General features: G+C 41.0%; 14 protein-coding genes and 1 pseudogene. 10 read left to right on the forward strand and 5 right to left on the reverse strand.

Annotated elements, in window-relative coordinates:
- Window positions 1-216 precede the first annotated feature (216 nt).
- The 7 genes from QMA00_RS04370 to QMA00_RS04400 all read left to right on the forward strand — a co-directional run bounded on the left by QMA00_RS04370 (window position 217) and on the right by QMA00_RS04400 (window position 7,862).
- Window positions 217-1,398, forward strand: a complete 1,182-nt coding sequence (locus QMA00_RS04370; RefSeq protein WP_290156159.1) for an acetyl-CoA C-acyltransferase — start codon at window positions 217-219, stop codon at window positions 1,396-1,398.
- A 70-nt stretch (window positions 1,399-1,468) separates the two neighbouring features.
- A complete protein-coding gene (locus QMA00_RS04375; protein WP_069439443.1) occupies window positions 1,469-2,959 on the forward strand; it encodes a CoA-acylating methylmalonate-semialdehyde dehydrogenase in 1,491 nt (496 codons plus the stop codon).
- A 114-nt stretch (window positions 2,960-3,073) separates the two neighbouring features.
- The gene (locus QMA00_RS04380) at window positions 3,074-4,231 is read left to right on the forward strand and encodes an acyl-CoA dehydrogenase family protein (RefSeq protein WP_290156160.1); all 1,158 of its coding nucleotides are present in this window, start codon (window positions 3,074-3,076) and stop codon (window positions 4,229-4,231) included.
- Window positions 4,232-4,241: 10 nt separating this feature from the next.
- A complete protein-coding gene (locus tag QMA00_RS04385; RefSeq protein WP_290156162.1) occupies window positions 4,242-5,021 on the forward strand; it encodes an enoyl-CoA hydratase in 780 nt (259 codons plus the stop codon).
- Window positions 5,021-6,178, forward strand: a complete 1,158-nt coding sequence (locus QMA00_RS04390) for an enoyl-CoA hydratase/isomerase family protein (RefSeq protein WP_290156164.1) — start codon at window positions 5,021-5,023, stop codon at window positions 6,176-6,178. The genes QMA00_RS04385 and QMA00_RS04390 overlap by 1 nt, the downstream gene beginning before the upstream one ends.
- Before the next feature lie 4 nt (window positions 6,179-6,182).
- Window positions 6,183-7,082, forward strand: a complete 900-nt coding sequence (mmsB, locus tag QMA00_RS04395; RefSeq protein WP_290156166.1) for a 3-hydroxyisobutyrate dehydrogenase — start codon at window positions 6,183-6,185, stop codon at window positions 7,080-7,082.
- Between the two features lie 9 nt (window positions 7,083-7,091).
- Window positions 7,092-7,862 carry an SDR family oxidoreductase gene (locus QMA00_RS04400; protein WP_008114682.1) on the forward strand — a complete coding sequence of 257 codons (771 nt, stop codon included), beginning with the start codon at window positions 7,092-7,094 and terminating at the stop codon, window positions 7,860-7,862.
- Between the two features lie 74 nt (window positions 7,863-7,936).
- Here QMA00_RS04400 and QMA00_RS04405 read toward each other — a convergent pair.
- From QMA00_RS04405 to nirK, 4 genes and pseudogenes are all read right to left on the reverse strand, one after another.
- Window positions 7,937-8,540, reverse strand: a pseudogene (locus tag QMA00_RS04405) (integron integrase); the annotation flags it as partial.
- A 555-nt stretch (window positions 8,541-9,095) separates the two neighbouring features.
- Window positions 9,096-9,683, reverse strand: coding sequence for an SCO family protein (locus QMA00_RS04410; protein WP_138562106.1), 588 nt, complete (start codon window positions 9,681-9,683; stop codon window positions 9,096-9,098).
- A 3-nt stretch (window positions 9,684-9,686) separates the two neighbouring features.
- Window positions 9,687-10,445, reverse strand: coding sequence for a formylglycine-generating enzyme family protein (locus QMA00_RS04415; protein WP_089368260.1), 759 nt, complete (start codon window positions 10,443-10,445; stop codon window positions 9,687-9,689).
- Window position 10,446: 1 nt separating this feature from the next.
- Window positions 10,447-11,850 (reverse strand): copper-containing nitrite reductase, encoded by a 1,404-nt coding sequence (gene nirK / locus QMA00_RS04420; protein WP_262976322.1) that lies wholly within the window; start codon window positions 11,848-11,850, stop codon window positions 10,447-10,449.
- A 510-nt stretch (window positions 11,851-12,360) separates the two neighbouring features.
- Between nirK and QMA00_RS04425 the strand changes: the two genes are divergently transcribed.
- Window positions 12,361-12,564, forward strand: a complete 204-nt coding sequence (locus QMA00_RS04425) for a hypothetical protein (protein WP_262976321.1) — start codon at window positions 12,361-12,363, stop codon at window positions 12,562-12,564.
- Between the two features lie 111 nt (window positions 12,565-12,675).
- Window positions 12,676-12,807, forward strand: a complete 132-nt coding sequence (locus tag QMA00_RS04430; protein ID WP_262976320.1) for a hypothetical protein — start codon at window positions 12,676-12,678, stop codon at window positions 12,805-12,807.
- A 494-nt stretch (window positions 12,808-13,301) separates the two neighbouring features.
- Here QMA00_RS04430 and QMA00_RS04435 read toward each other — a convergent pair whose 3' ends face one another.
- The gene (locus QMA00_RS04435) at window positions 13,302-14,831 is read right to left on the reverse strand and encodes a leucyl aminopeptidase (protein ID WP_290156172.1); all 1,530 of its coding nucleotides are present in this window, start codon (window positions 14,829-14,831) and stop codon (window positions 13,302-13,304) included.
- 239 nt (window positions 14,832-15,070) lie between these two features.
- Here QMA00_RS04435 and QMA00_RS04440 point away from each other — a divergent pair, with 239 nt between their 5' ends.
- Window positions 15,071-16,888 (forward strand): phosphotransferase, encoded by a 1,818-nt coding sequence (locus QMA00_RS04440; RefSeq protein WP_290156174.1) that lies wholly within the window; start codon window positions 15,071-15,073, stop codon window positions 16,886-16,888.
- Window positions 16,889-16,930: the final 42 nt, after the last annotated feature.

A 16,930-nucleotide genomic window follows, 5' to 3' on the forward strand; every position in this document is an offset into this window, starting at 1 on the left:
AGTTGAGTGTTTATAAACGTTATAAGCCATTTTAGGAGGTTGTAATACATTTTTACCAAGCTTGCTTTACAGTTTTTACACTAATTAGAAAGTTGAGTTTAGATTTACGTTGGCGTAAACGTAAATTTTATGTATGCTCGTATTTATCAGATTAGTTTAAACATTAAGCTAAACATAATAAAACATGTTTGCGGTAATTGAAAATGGAGCCTTTTTATGTCTTTTGAAAGCGTTGTAATTGTAGCAGCAAAACGCACCCCAATGGGGGGATTTATGGGCGCACTAAGTGATGCGCAGTCTACCGAACTAGGTGCTACAGCTATTGCAGGTGCACTTGCTCAAACGGGTTTAAGCAATGATGCAATTGATGAAGTGATTATGGGCTGTGTATTACCAGCTGGCTTAGGCCAAGCACCTGCACGTCAGGCTATGCTTAAAGCAGGGCTTTCACTGAGCACAGGCGCTACCACAATTAATAAAGTATGTGGCTCGGGTTTAAAAGCGGCCATGTTAGCGAATGACCTTATTAAAGCAGGTTCTATTGAATCAGCCATTGCCGGTGGTATGGAAAGTATGACTAATGCGCCTTATTTTATTCCTAAAGCACGTGGCGGCATGCGTATGGGCCACGGTGAAATAAAAGATCATATGATGAGCGATGGCCTTGAAGACGCTTACGACAATAAAGCAATGGGTTGTTTTGCTCAAGACACGGCTGATGAATATGGCATTGGCCGTGAGCAAATGGACGCGTTTGCACTGGGTTCGTTAAGTAAAGCAAACGCAGCCATAGAAAACGGTAGCTTTGACAACGAAATCGTCCCTCATACTATTAAAACCCGCAAAGGCGATGTAACAGTTTCAATTGATGAACAACCTGGTAATGCTCGCCCTGAAAAAATCCCAAGTTTACGTGCAGCATTTAAAAAAGACGGCACCATTACTGCGGCAAACGCATCGTCTATTTCAGATGGTGGCGCAGCACTGATTTTAATGAGCGAATCAAAAGCAAAAGCAGAGGGTTTAACACCACTGTGCAAAATTGTGGCTCACAGCACGCACTCTCAAAAACCCAGTGAATTTACCGTAGCGCCTGTTGGTGCAATGAACAGTGTGCTTGAAAAAGCAGGGTGGACAACCGCCGATGTTGATTTGTGGGAAATTAATGAAGCATTTGCCATGGTTACCATGCTAGCTATTAACGAGTTAAAGCTTGATGAGAACAAAGTTAATGTTAACGGTGGAGCCTGTGCATTGGGCCATCCTATTGGTGCCAGCGGTGCGCGTATTTTAGTAACACTTATCCATGCACTTAAAAACCGGGGTCTTAAAAAGGGCGTAGCCTCTTTATGTATTGGTGGCGGTGAAGCCGTTGCCATGGCCGTAGAAGCACTTTAACTAATAATAAAGCCGCAGCAACTATAACAAAAACGCTGCGGTACCCAATTTAATCAATAGGATTTTAATTATGCACCAAGTACCCTTACTCATTAACGGCGAATTTATTCAATCAACTTCAAATGAATTAATTGATGTTGTAAATCCTGCTAATCAAGAAGTGTTAGCGCAAGTACCTTGTGCTACAGACGCTGAAATGGACGCGGCTATTGCCTCTGCCAGTGAAACGTTTAAAACGTGGAAAGACGTTCCTATTACAGAACGTGCTCGCATTATGATGAAATACGCGGCGCTGTTAAAAGAAAACCATGATGAATTAGCCACTATTATTTGTCATGAATTAGGTAAAACATTTGAAGATGCCAAAGGTGATGTGTGGCGTGGTATTGAGGTAGTTGAGCAAGCTGCTAATGCGCCATCATTAATGATGGGCGAGACGATGGAAAACGTAGCCCGTAAAATTGATACCTATTCATACATGCAACCATTGGGTGTATGTGCAGGTATTACGCCATTTAATTTTCCGGCGATGATCCCACTTTGGATGTTCCCACTGGCAATTGTGTGCGGTAACACCTTTATTTTAAAACCCTCTGAGCAAGACCCACTTACGCCAATGCGTTTAGCTGAGCTATTTATTGAAGCGGGTGCACCAAAGGGTGTTTTACAAGTTGTGCACGGTACAAAACCACAAGTAGACCGTTTATTAGAAGACAAAGCGGTTCGCGCTATTTCGTTTGTTGGCTCGTGTGGTGTGGGTGCATACATTTATTCTAAAGGCACACAACATCTAAAACGTGTGCAAGCCTGTGTGGGCGCTAAAAACCACATGGTAATTATGCCTGATGCAAGCAAATCGCATGTTGTTAATAACCTTGTGGGGGCCTCTGTAGGTGCGGCAGGTCAGCGTTGTATGGGTATTTCAGTGGCGGTATTTGTTGGCCAAGCAAAAGACTGGGTTGATGAAATTAAAGCCGGATTTGAAGGTGTACGCCCAGGTGTATGGGATGATGCAGACGCCGCATATGGTCCGCAAACATCACCAGCTGCAAAAGCGCGTATTTTATCACTGATTGCCGATGGTAAAGCACAAGGCGCAACCTGTTTAATTGATGGCTCTGATTTTACTGTTGAAGGGTTTGAGCAAGGTAACTGGGTAGGTCCAACGTTATTTACTGATGTAACCAAAGAGATGAACTTGTACAAAGAAGAGATTTTTGGCCCAGTACTGGCGTGTATGTTTGTTGATACCCTTGAAGAAGCCATTGCGCTTATTAACGAAAGCCCTTACGGCAACGGTACCTCATTATTTACATCAAGTGGTGCAGCTGCACGTAAGTTCCAACACGAAATTGAAGTGGGTCAAGTGGGTATTAATGTGCCAATTCCTGTGCCATTGCCATTTTTCTCGTTCACGGGTTGGAAAGGCTCATTCTACGGTGATACTCATACGTATGGTAAACAAGGTATTCGTTTTTATACAGAAACTAAAACTATTACCTCACGCTGGTTTGAAGATGACATTGCCTCAGGTCCAAATATGAGTATTAATCTTAAGTAACAGTTTAACCGCATAATTAACAAAAAAGAGGGGCACAACACACAGTGTTGTCGCTCCTCACTAATAACTCCCTTGATGGGATGCACCGACAACAAACAAAACAAGAGGTCTACCATGGACTTTAACTTATCTGAAGATCAACAAGCTTTTGCGCAAACCGCTCGTCAATTCGCAGAATCTGAACTAGCACCACATGCAGCTAAGTGGGATCGCGAACATATTTTCCCAAAAGACACCATTAAAGCCGCTGGTGAGCTTGGTTTTTGTGGTTTATACACCCCAGAAGAAGCCGGTGGCTTAGGTTTATCTCGTTTAGATTCAAGCATTATTTTTGAGCAACTTGCACTGGGTTGTACAGCTACTACGGCTATGCTGACCATTCATAATATGGCAACCTGGATGATCGCAAGCTTTGGTACCGATGCAGTAAAAGACAAATACGTTGAGCAATTGGTAATGGGCGAGTTGTTAGCCTCTTATTGTTTAACGGAGCCCGGCTCGGGTTCTGATGCTGCGTCATTAAAAACTAAAGCCATGCGTGAGGGTGATGAGTATGTTATTAACGGCTCAAAAATGTTTATTTCTGGCGCCGGTGAAACAGAAATTTTAGTGGTCATGGCTCGTACAGGGGCTGATGGCCCAAGTGGTATTTCGGCTTTTGTTGTACCTGCAGATGCACAAGGTGTGGAATACGGTAAAGCAGAAGAAAAAATGGGGTGGAATGCACAGCCTACACGTTTAATTAGCTTTGAAGATGTGCGTATTCCAGCCGCAAACTTATTAGGTCAAGAAGGTGAAGGCTTTAAGTTTGCCATGCAAGGTTTAGATGGTGGCCGTATTAATATTGCCACTTGTTCTATTGGTACTGCACAAGCTGCATTAAATACTGCACGTGAGTATTTAAAAGAGCGTACCCAATTTGGTAAGCCATTGGCTGCGTTTCAAGCGCTACAATTTAAAATTGCCGATATGAACACCGAGCTTGTAGCCGCGCGCCAAATGGTAAGGCTGGCTGCGTTTAAGCTTGATAATAACGACAGCGAAAAAACCACGTATTGTGCTATGGCAAAACGTTTTGCAACCGATGTGGGCTTTACCGTATGTAACGACGCCCTGCAAATTCATGGTGGCTACGGTTACATAAAAGAATATCCACTTGAGCGTCATGTTAGAGATGTACGTGTTCATCAAATTCTAGAAGGCACTAACGAAATTATGCGCGTGATTATTGCGCGTCGTATTTTAGCCGAATCAGCCAGCGAAGTTTTATAAGGAGATTAGTATGTCAAATCCTAGCATTGAATTAACTATTGAAGGCCATGTAGCTATTTTAACTATGTCGAATCCGCCAGCGAATACCTGGACGAAAGACACCTTAGTGGCGCTTAAAGACACCGTTAATCAGCTCAACACCAATAAAAATATTTATGCATTAATACTGACTGGTGAAGGCGAGAAGTTTTTTAGCGCCGGTGCCGACTTAAATGTATTTGCCAGTGGCGATAAAGGTGTCGCTGCAGATATGTCATGTGTATTTGGTGAAGCATTTGAAGCGCTAACTAATTTTAGAGGCGTGTCGGTTGCAGCCATTAATGGCTATGCAATGGGGGGCGGCCTTGAAGTAGCGCTTGCTTGTGATATTCGTATTGCAGAAGAGCAAGCACAAATGGCGTTACCTGAAGCCAAAGTGGGTTTATTGCCATGTGCCGGTGGTACACAAAATTTAGCATGGCTTGTTGGCGAGGGCTGGGCAAAACGCATGATTTTATGCGGTGAGCGTTTAAAAGCCGATAAAGCCATGCAAATTGGTTTAGTAGAAGAAGTGGTTGCACAAGGTGAAAGCTTTGCCGCAGCATTAAAACTGGCTAACCAAGTGGCAGAGCAAAGCCCATCGTCGGTTGCTGCATGTAAAACATTGATTCAAAAAGGGCGTCATCAGCCTATGGCAAATGCATTACCACTGGAGCGTGAACTGTTTGTTGGTTTATTTGATACCGAAGATCAGCAAGAGGGCGTTAACGCCTTTTTAGAAAAGCGTAAAGCTAATTGGGTGAATGGCTAATGAGTGAATTAACCCGTTTAAATTCAGCTGATGCTGCCGTGGTATTTGAAACGGCAACCACAGATAATGGCCGACTCATTGGTTTTGCAACGCTTAACGCGCCTAAGTCATTAAACGCGTTAAATTTTGAGATGATCAGCTTACTCGAGCCACAACTACAGCAATGGGACAAAGACGATAACATTGCATTAGTGGTTCTTAAAGGCGCAGGTGAAAAAGCATTTTGCGCCGGTGGCGATGTAGTGAGCTTACACAAAGCAATGAGTGAGGGTAAACCGAGCTCACTGGTTGAAGAGTTTTTTACTCAAGAGTATCAACTCGATTACCTAATTCACTGCTACAACAAACCCATTTTAGTCTGGGGTAACGGTATTGTAATGGGCGGCGGTTTAGGTTTAATGGCCGGTGCCAGTCACCGTGTGGTTACTGAAACATCACGCATTGCCATGCCAGAGCAAACCATTGGGCTTTACCCTGATGTAGGCGGCAGTTATTTTTTACATAAAATGCCCGCCCATGTTGGTTTGTTTTTAGGGCTTACCTCGGCATCTATAAATTGTGAAGACGCTAAGCTTGTATCGCTTGCCGATCACTTTGTAAATGCCGATAAGTACCCAGAGCTTGTTGAAGCGTTACTCAATACTAAATGGGGTAAAACAGCAAGTTTAAACCACGACAAGCTAAGTAACTTGCTCATTGAGTTAGATAACAACTCTAGCCGTATGCCTAAAGGCAATTTAAAAGCCAGCTTATCGCTAATTCAAAAGTTAGGCGAGTTTGACACGTTGCAGGAGCAGGTAGATTACATTTTAAATCTAACCACAGATGACAAATGGCTACAACGTGCACAAAAATCGTTGGCGCATGGTTGTCCATTAAGTTGTGCTTTAGTGAGTGAGCAGCTTAAACACAGCAAAGGCAAAAATTTAGCTGAGTGTTTTAAAATGGAATTGGGCATGTCGGTTTGTGCCGGTGAAGTGGGCGAGTTTCAAGAAGGTGTACGAGCCTTACTAATCGATAAAGACGGTGCGCCACAGTGGCAGTTTAAATCGTTAGCTGATGTACCAAAAGAAGTAGTAGAGAGCTTTTTTACAAACCGCTTTGGCGAGCAACATCCGCTAGAGCCGTACTTTTCACAACTAAATTTACAAGGGTAAAGCGATGAGTAAACTTAATATAGGATTTATTGGTTTAGGAAACATGGGCGGCCCAATGGCAGCAAACTTAGTTAAAGCAGGCCACAGTGTGCGCGTGTTTGACTTAAGTGCAGAGGCCGTTAAAGAGCTTGTGAATCATGGGGCTAGTGCGGCGCAAAGCGCCAGTGACTGTGCTCACGAGGCTGATGTGCTGATTAGCATGCTACCGGCAAGCAAACATGTTAAATCACTTTATTTAGGCACAGACGAGCAATCGGGTTTAATTAAAGTACTGAGTAAAAGTACCTTAGTGATTGATTGTTCAACTATAGATGCACAATCAGCACGTGACGTTGGCCATGCCCTAAGTGAGCAAGGTATTGCGTTTGTTGATGCACCGGTATCGGGTGGTGTAGCAGGTGCAACAGCAGGAACGCTTACGTTTATCGTTGGTGGTGAGCAAGCTGCATTCGATAAAGCCAATACTGTATTAGTCGATATTGGTAAAAACATATTCCATGCTGGTGATATTGGTGCAGGGCAAGTTGCCAAAATATGTAACAATATGCTGTTGAGTATTTTAATGGCAGGCACCAGTGAAGCCATTCAAATGGGCATTAATAATGGCCTCGATGCAAAAGTACTCAGCGACATAATGAGCGCAAGCTCGGGTCGAAACTGGACGTTAGAACTTTATAACCCCTGCCCAGGCGTTATGGAAACCGCACCAGCTAGTAACGACTATAAACCTGGCTTTATGGTCGATTTAATGGCTAAAGACTTAGGCCTTGCTATGGAAGCAGCGCAGCAGAGTAATTCACTGACGCCAATGGGCTCAATGGCTAAAAATTTATACACTATGATGCAGCACCAAGGTGCAGGCAGTGATGATTTTAGTGCCATTTTTAAATTGTTTTCGAAGTAGGAAAGTATTGTGGAAATAAAAAATAATACCGTAGTTATTACCGGTGGCGCACAAGGCTTAGGTTTTGCAATGGCGCAAAAGTTTGCTTTAATGGGCGCTAATATTGCCTTAATTGATATGGCGCAAGCCCAGTTAAATGAAGCAACCGAGCAGCTATCTGCATTAGCTGGCGTAACAGGCACTATTAAAGGCTACAGCGCCAATGTAACCGTTGAGAGCGAAGTTGAAGACGTATTTAATACCATTAACAGTGACTTTGGACACATTGGGGTATTAATTAATAACGCCGGCATTTTACGCGATGGTATGTTTATAAAAGCCAAAGACGGCAAAGTGGTAAAAAAAATGTCGCTTGATCAATTTCAATCAGTGATTGACGTAAACCTAACAGGCGTATTTTTGGCAGGGCGCGAAGCGGCTAGCCACATGATTGAATCAGGCAAAGGCGGCGTAATTGTAAATATGTCAAGCGTAGCGCGTGCGGGTAATATTGGCCAAACTAACTATGCTGCCTCAAAAGCAGGTGTTGTGGCATTAACCACTACATGGGCTAAAGAGCTTGGCCGTTTTGGTATTCGCGTTGGCGCAATTGCCCCAGGTGTTATTAGCACCGCAATGACCGATGTAATGAAGCCAGAAGCAAAACAGCGCATGCTTGCTGTAACACCAGTAGGGCGCTTAGGTGAAACCGCAGAAATAGCCCATACTGCACAGTATATTATCGAAAACGACTTTTTTACTGGCCGTGTAGTAGAGATAGACGGCGGTATTCGTTTGTAAAATGAATTGGTTTAAGATTAATTAAAAAAGCATAACTCGTGTGGGTTATGCTTTTTTGTTTTAAATAGAGAAGTTTATAATCTTGAAAAAGGGCTAATAACCCCATTAGCACCTTGCTGTAAAACATGGATATAAATTTGTGTTGTACGAATATCGCTGTGCCCAAGTTGTGTTTGTACTGTGCGTATATCAGCGCCGCTTTGCAGTAAGTGCGTAGCGAATGAGTGGCGCAAAATATGTGGCGTAACGTGTTTATTAATATGTGCATTAAAAGCCGCTTTTTTTACAGCGCGCTGTAATTGCTTTTCATCAATATGATGGCGCCTTAGCTGTTTACTCTCAGGATCAATACTGAGTTCATAAGATGGAAATAAATATTGCCAACCCAGCTGTTTGTTATGATTTGGATATTTTTTACGTAATAAATGCGGCATATACACGCCACAAAACAGCGAGTTATTTAGGTCTAATTGTAAATAATTATCGACTAATTGAATTTGTGTTCGTATTTGTGGTATCAGTTCTCCTGCAAGCGTTACAACACGATTTTTGCCCCCCTTTACCATCCCAAATTCGAACACAGTTATAATCAAAGTCAATATCTTGTATCCGCAAACGTAGTACCTCCATTAACCGCATACCGCTACCATAAAGTAGTGCACACGCTAAATAATGCTTTGTAATACAGTGTTTAAATAACACTGGCTAAACGCAATTCAGCATTTTCGTAGGCAATATGCAAACTTTGCGGGGAGTAAAGTAAGGTTAATGAATTTAGCTGCGCAGAACCAAGCTAAGTGGTACAAAGGTGTTGGTTAATCTGTAAGTTATTTAATGCAGAGTAAATACGATCATCCGCTGTTTTTATGTTCTAACCAGTAAAATTTACTCTTATTGTTTTGGCGGAAGTAAGCAGTTGGTGTGATTAATTAAAACAATAAAACAACAATGATTTGAGGTCGTTCATAGCTCTGTGTCAGCTTAAGTTAGCAAATATCCATCATATGAAGTGTAAGCCTCTAACTCTCGTTAAAATCTCCCTAAAATCGAATAAGCTTTAACTGTTGTGATTCAATGAAAGCCATACACTGGAGTAAATAATAAATAAACTGCGCATTTGCTTTTTAATAAAAATTAAATGCCTGTCCCATAATAAAATTTTTGAAATTAAATAAACACTCTGCTTTGTGCGAGTGTTTATTCATTGTATAGCTTAGTTAAGGGTAGCGTGCTTTAAAGATTTGCGAGCTTTTCAGCGGCTATTGCTGCGTTATTTATTACTCCAAGCTCTTGAAATTTAATGCGTCCTTGCTCATCTAAACCTGTCATTAAGTTGGAGTGATTAACTTCATTGTTGTCTATGTTTTGAAACTTTATATTTAATACCATAGCTAAACTACGAACGTCTTGTGGTGTGCCGGTTAATAAACTCCAGTTTTGTAAATTTAACTTTCGGCTTTGTGCAAATTCTTTTAGTACTGCAGGTGTATCTGTGTCGGGCGTTAACGATACTAAAATAAAACCTACGTCTTGTTTTTCAGTCTCACTCAGCTTATTTTCAATGGCTTGCATGGTAGAAACAATAGTAGGGCAAGTATGTAAGCAGTGTGTGTAAATAAGGCTTATGACTTGTTTTTTACCGCTAAAGCTACTTAAAGTACGTTTATTAGCGTCTTGATCTAACCATGTACTGTTAAGTTGATAAACAGAGTCTTGTGGTATGTTTTGCGAGTAAGCGTATGAGCTGGCAAGCATGCATATCAGCCCTAATATTTTAAGTGTTATATTATTAGAAATTATAGCTGGGTTATATTTTATCATTTTTTACTCCTTTGATTTCGCACAGCGAAACCCTAAATTAGGTAAAGTATATTTGGCCTGCAAACTAGAGCGAAAGCCAAAGCGCATAAATGCGGCATAATCACTGGGATCAGCTGCTCCTTGCGCTCCTGCGGCGCAAAATAGCTTTTGATTTATATCACTATCACCACGAGATTCGCCGCTGACTAAAGCGGAGTTAAAATCCTCTGTCCATTCCCAAATTAAGCCGTGTAAGTCTTGTGCCCCCCAATAGTTTGCAGGGTTAGTACCAACCTCAGGGAGTTGTTTGCTACTAGGGCGGCTATACCATTGTAAAATACGTTGGTTATAGCTTTTTTCTAGACTGCCATTGGGCTGGGTTGCACTGGCACTGGCAACACGTTCCCACTGAGCAACCGTGGGTAAGCTTTTATTAAGTGAATGGCAATAAGCTTGGGCTGCAAACCACGACACGTTAACTACAGGGCTGTTTAATTGCCCCTGTGATGGCTGCTTTGCTGTTTGATTTTGTTGCCAATGTTGTAAATATTGAGCTTCTGCAAATATACTAGGTATTTGCTGTGGCTGCCAACGTGGATTGTTTGTTACAAACTTTAAATATTGCGCGTTAGTCACAGGCGTAATATCTATGCTAAAAGCGCCCACAAATGTTTGTGGGCTGTTTTTATTCATATAAAGCGGCCTGTAGTTACCTGCGGGCAGGGCTACCATTTTAGGTGGCTCTGCCAATGCAAGTGTCATCGTTAATAAAGAAAAAATCATGTTACTTGCGCTGCTTAGCAACTTGTTCAGCAGAGATTTTTCCGCCGGCGTTATCCCAGTTATTTAGTACAAAGGTAATAACATTGGCAATATCTTCGTCATTTAGGTTCATTGCTGGCATTACGCCGTTGTAGTTAACGTTATTAACTGTAATCGGACCCGATAAGCCCTTAATAATCGCATTAACACCTAAAAGTGGGTTGTTGTTCAAATAATCAGACTTTGCTAAAGGTGGGAATGCTCCGGGAATACCTTCGCCATTAGCTTGATGGCAAGCCATACAGTTAGCCTCATAAACACGTTGGCCGAATCGTATTTGGTCATCTTTATTGTTGGCTGTTATTTTAGTAAATGTATTATCTAACGACTGTACTGCTGAGCCTTCTGGTAAATATACGTTATCAGCTGTTTTGCCTGTAAAAATAGAATGGTCGTCTGGGCCTTCTACTTTTAGCATTGCGAGTGCGCCTTTGTTAAATGCTCTAAAAATAGAATGATCGACCAAAATAAAGGTGCCCGGTACTTCTACTTTAAATTCAACAATGGCAGCGCCGCCAGCGGGGATCAATGTGGTTTGTACGTTGTGATTTTTTAAACTGCCGCCTTCTACATAAACGGTATCAAAAATTTCGCCTATTACATGAAAAGAAGAAACCAAATTAGGGCCACCATTACCAATATATAATCGAACTGTTTCACCTACTTTAGCGGTTAAAGAGTTTTCATCTGTGGTGCTGCCTACTGAGCCATTAAATACTACGTAGTCTGCGTTTTCATCAATTGCCTTTGCCATATCAAAAGGTTGCAAGCCAGCTTCACCAAATTCGCCCTTAGTATAAAAATCCCCTTGTACTAAATAATACTCTCGGTCTACGGGCGCAAGGCCTTCTTTTGGTTCAACTAAAATTAAGCCATACATACCATTGGCTATATGCATACCAACAGGAGCCGTGGCGCAATGGTAAATATAAAGCCCTGGGTTAAGTGCTTTAAAATTAAATGTAGAAGTGTGCCCTGGCGCTGTAAATGACGACTCCGCGCCACCACCAGGGCCTGTTACGGCATGTAGGTCAATATTGTGCGGCATTTTTGAGCTAGGATGATTTGAGAGATTAAACTCAATTTCATCACCTTCTCTAACTCGAATAAAGCTCCCTGGTACGGTTTCACCAAATGACCAAAATACATATTCAACGCCATCAGCAATTCTACCTACTTGTTCTCTGGTTTCTAGATTGATAACTACTTTTGCACTGTGATCTCTATTAATGGCGGGTGGCACCATAGGGGGAGGCGTTAGTATTGCTTGTTCAGTTTTTAAATTACTGGCAGCAAGTAGGTTACCACTAAATAAAATAGCTAATAGAGGGAGCCATAGGGTGTGCTTACTAGGTTGTAGTTTCATTTTATATTTCCCATTATAAATGACGACTAACTTAGCATAGCACTTAAGTGCAAAAATGAATTGATGCAGATCAATTAACTGCCGATTAACAAAAGTTTAGTTCTGATCAGCAATGTTAACGAGTTTGATTTTAGGCCTACAGTTTGTTTTTATATGAGGTATAGATTTTTATTAGTGAGTTAGTAATTTATTGTTGTAAGCATACCGTTAACTTGTTTTGGAAACGATATAATAAAGTTAATATCAATAAGGATGATGATGGCAAATAAAGTAGAGGTTTCGGCCAAAAGTGGAATGCATTTTTAGTTTTACAGTGATGACGTAGAAGTTACTTATTACTGCTCGCCCGTATCGGGAAAAGAAGTTGTAAAAGTTAACGGTGAGATAGTTAGCGAAGCACAAAACTTTAAGTTTAGCTCTACTCATGAGTTTGAAATAAATGGCAACCCAGCTAAAATTAGGTTAAATGCCCACGGTTTAACTAAAAGCGTAACACTTTGTGAATTTTTTGTGGCTGATGAATTAGTTAAAGCTTATAAACTTACTTACGGTATCAAAGGTAAAGTTCCGCTTATGGTTCAGCTTGTTATTAGTGTTATTGCCGCTGCAGTGGGTTGGTTTTTTGCAGCACAGCTTTTATCATCTTGGTTAGCTTTTGCAATAGTAATAGCGCTTTTAGGATTAGCAGTGTTTAAATTTGAAAAGCCAAGCTAATACTACTATGAAAGTTTAGGTTATTAATGAAGTTATGTATTTTCGGTTTTTTATTTGCGTTTAGTGCTTGTTTTAGTTTCTTTGCTTTAGCGCAAACTACGCAAGAGTGCTGTGCAAAATGTTTCAGCAGATGCGGCGGGTCATATAAAAGTTGAGACGTTAACTAACATTGAACCTAATAACAGCTACGACTGGCACATTCATCCCTACTGGGAAAACCGCTATGTTACTGAGGGGGCGTGATAACTTAGCAAATAAAGGGATTGCCTCAGTATCTACAGAGCTAAATTATGAAAATTTCATAATTATTCCTTGGTTATCTGTTGTTCTTTTGGACAGCTATTCCGGCGATCATTGCATTTGTAGAGTTTATTATTTTATTAACCATGAGCGATGAAGCGTTTAATAATAAGTATGGTTACGACTAAAACGTGTTTGACCTTCTAGATTAAAGGTTATATTGCTTTAACTAACAATAAAAAACGCCAAAAGCATATATGTGCTTTTGGCGTTTTGTGTTTTAGCTAGTAAAGCTAACTAATGTATATTTAATTACTTAACCTGAACTCTGGATAATAAATCAATCTCAAGCAGCTATTTTCAGCGCTAACTGCGTTGAATTTACTTGCAATAGGCTAGCTATTGACGCGTAATTTCGCCTTGTTTTCACTGGAAATCTCTGGCTAGAGAAAAATAAACATAAATATCATTTTTGATTCAATACGTTAGTAAATCTCTTAACCAGAGTTCAGGTTACTTAGTAGCCATTCACTCAATAAACGCACGCCAAATCCGGTACCGCCAGCAGATACTTCGTCTTTGCCTTTTTTAGCTAATGCATTGCCGGCTATGTCAATGTGTACCCAACGGGTGTCGCCAGCAAAATGCTCTAAGAAAGTAGCGGCTGTGGTTGCACCAGGGCCACCTGAACCTACATTTGTTATATCAGCAATGTCAGACTTCAACATATCTTCATAACCTAATGGTAAGCGCCATAGGTTTTCGTTTACTTGTTTACCTGCAAGAGTAAGTTGAGATACTAGCGTGTCATCATCAGAGAATACCGCTGCGTATTCATTACCAACAGCACGAATTTTAGAACCCGTTAAGGTTGCAACATCAATCATGACCTCTGGTTTGTAGTGCTCACGTGCATACCACATTGCATCACTTAGTACTAAACGACCTTCAGCATCGGTATTTAATATTTCTACACTTAAGCCTTCAGCAGTGCGAACAACATCACCTGGAGCAACAGCAAATTGCGATACCATATTAGCTGCCATTCCCATAACGGCTACTACGTTTTTATCTGCTTTAGCTAACGCCATTGCTTTTACAGTACCAAGTACGGCAGCAGCACCAGCCATGTCTGATTTCATACGTGCAATAGACGCACCGGTTTTAATACTGTAACCACCTGAGTCGAACGTAATGCCTTTACCAACAAGGGCAATAGGGGCATCGTCAGAGCCTTTATAATGAGCAACTACTAAACGGGCACCTTGCTGGCTACCTCGGCCAACAGCTTCTAATGCACCCATACCCAGTTCTTTTATTTCTTTAGGCTCCAATACTTTGATGGTTACGCCCAAAGATGATAATTCTTTTGCCGCATTAGCAAAATCAACAGGTGTCATTTCGGTAGCGACTTCAGAGGTTAAATCGCGGGCTAAAAACACACCGGCTTGAATGCTTTCTAATTGGGTGTAAAGCTTGCGAGTTTGCTTGGTGTTATCAACATCAAATGTGTAGCTAACTGTTTCAGTGTTTGGTTCTTTTTTATAGTTTTCAAAACGATGATCGCGTAAGTTTGCACCATGGGCAAAGTTAGCAGCAAGTAATGCATTGTCACTTACACCGGTTACATCTTCAAATACAACGCTTGCAGTGCCTACTTTGGCTTTAACTAGTTGAGCGTGAATATTACCGCCTAACTTAGCTGCTTTTGCTTTATCAAACTCGCTTGTATTACCAGTACCTACGACTAAAACGCGGCTGTAGTTACTTTTACTTGGCGCAACAAGTTGTGCCACTTTAGCGTAATCGCCGGTAAAATTTTCTATATCGATAACACGTTGTAATTGGCCATCGAATTGTTTATCAAGTGTTTTAAATTGGCTGTTGTTGCCATCTTGGCTATAAAATACAACCAGCGTGTTTGCGTCGCTGTCTACTTTTGAAGAAAAATTAAAGTCTGCTGCTTGTGCATTAATACACATACCCAGTGCAAGCGCGATTGAAGAGGCTTTTATAATACGTTTCATTTTTTAACCCAAGAATAATTTAAAGGGGTGTTTTACCCTATTTAGGCTGTTATGGGTAAGTAGGATACGGTGAAACCGCAAATATCAGCGATATACGTCTAAATCATGACTAAATACCATGAAATAACGGCTTGATAAACATATTGTCATGCTTAAAGGTTTAATTAAAACAATGCTCGCGTTACTATCAAACATAAAGGCAATACGCAGCTTTTAACCACTAACCTAGAGAATCTGCATTGAAAGCAAAAGAAATTCGTAACTTTTATATTAACGAAGAACAGTCTGTTTATTTGCTGTCACACCGTGATGCAAAAAAACATCGTCAGTGGCTTAATATTTGTATTAAACAGCTCACTTTGCTTGGGTATAAAAAGGTAGAAATGATTGGCTCAGGGGCATTTGGGTTTGTATTTGCAGGGGATGATGAACATGGCCTGCCTTGGGTGTTTAAATTTTCAAGAATAACGCTCGCGCAAAGTGTACGTGATCGCCTTGAAGATGAAGCGTATATGCTTTCGCAAATCAAAAATCCCTTAGTGCCAACATTTTATGGTTTTGAGCGAATAAAAAAACAAGGCATTTTGATGATGGCGCGCGCTATTGGTGAAGACCTTGAAAAAGTATCACTAAAGCAAGGGCGCTTACCGGCCGCCAAAATAATGAGCTTAGCGGTTAAATTAAGAAATGTGTTGCTTGATTTACGCCATCATAAAAATGGTTTAAGCCCGCAGCCTATTGTACATGGTGATATTAAACCCTCTAACTTGGTTTGGGATGAAAATGAAAAGCAGCTTTCATTGGTTGACTGGGGAAGCTCTGTTTATGCCCAAGTAGATGAACAAGGAAACCCAATTGCCAGTAATTTTATGGATTTAATGTCGGGTGATTTAAGCACCACTAACGCGCGAATGGGTGATGTGTATTTTATTGGTGATGCGCAAATGTCTGGCGAAAAGTCATCCCCTCGTTTTGATGAGCAGGGGGTTGCATCAACTTTATATGCACTTGCATCGGCTCAGTCTTGTCGATTTGGCGCTCAGGCTATTCCGGCCAGTAGTTTAATGTTACCTAAGGAGCTGGCAAACGTTATTGATGGCATGCTTTCAAAAGAACGGTTAGTAAGAGACAAAGCAGGTGACTATTTTATGCGTAACATAGAAACCATGGCAAAAGCATTTTTACCAGAGCTACCAAAGCAAGACACTAAAGCACGCATTCCTTTTTGGTTTAGCCAAGATCCTGAGCCCGAAACCGTTGTATATAGTTCCCGAAAACAGTTTTTACGCCAAGCCGACCATAAACAGCAATTACTCGATGTAAACGATGCTCAGTTAGATAGGTATTACAAAGAATTTTTGTTTGATACTGGGGATACCGAAAAAGCGTTTTTAGCCTCTATTAGTCGCTTAGCGAAGTACCCTGTAGTAGGGGGGCTGAGTTTTCATTGGAAAGATGATTCTTTGTATGTTGAGTCATCACTTATTATGCACGATGAAGCTTTAGCAACCGCGTTTACTGATGCGGTAAATAATACTGTAATGCTTGCGCAAGCGATTAGTCAAAAGGGCTTATTTAAGTGTTGTTTATTTGATGCCCGTAAAACTATTCAGCTAGAACGCGATGGCACCGGTGCGTTTAAATTTAACCAGTTACCAGAACTTGATTATGAAGTGGTTAATGTAAAAGCCAGCGATGTAACCCGTCCGCACTCATACTTTGAAGATGGTAAAGATCCCGATGAGCAACTACAACTGCCTAAAAAGGTGATTAAGTGTGTATTTGAGCTAAACCAGATACATCATACCGGTTGTATTATTTTTGAAGCACTACCAGATAGGATGAAGATTCACCATTACTATCGATTACTCGATGCTAGTAAAGAAGTTGAATTTAAACGTTTACTAAATAAACTCATGCAGTACGCGGTTAATATTACTGATGTTGGTGTCGCTGGTTTTATGAAGTTGCCGTATAAAAATACCCGCGAGTTTAGTTTATGCGAGCAGCAACCCAGCAATTATTATCCTAAAAATCCAAAACAACTACTTAATTAATAAATCAGTCGCTGAGGCTGGTGGCTTAACAATAGAAAGAAA

Source organism: Pseudoalteromonas sp. APC 3694, from assembly GCF_030407565.1.
Lineage (GTDB): Bacteria > Pseudomonadota > Gammaproteobacteria > Enterobacterales > Alteromonadaceae > Pseudoalteromonas > Pseudoalteromonas tetraodonis.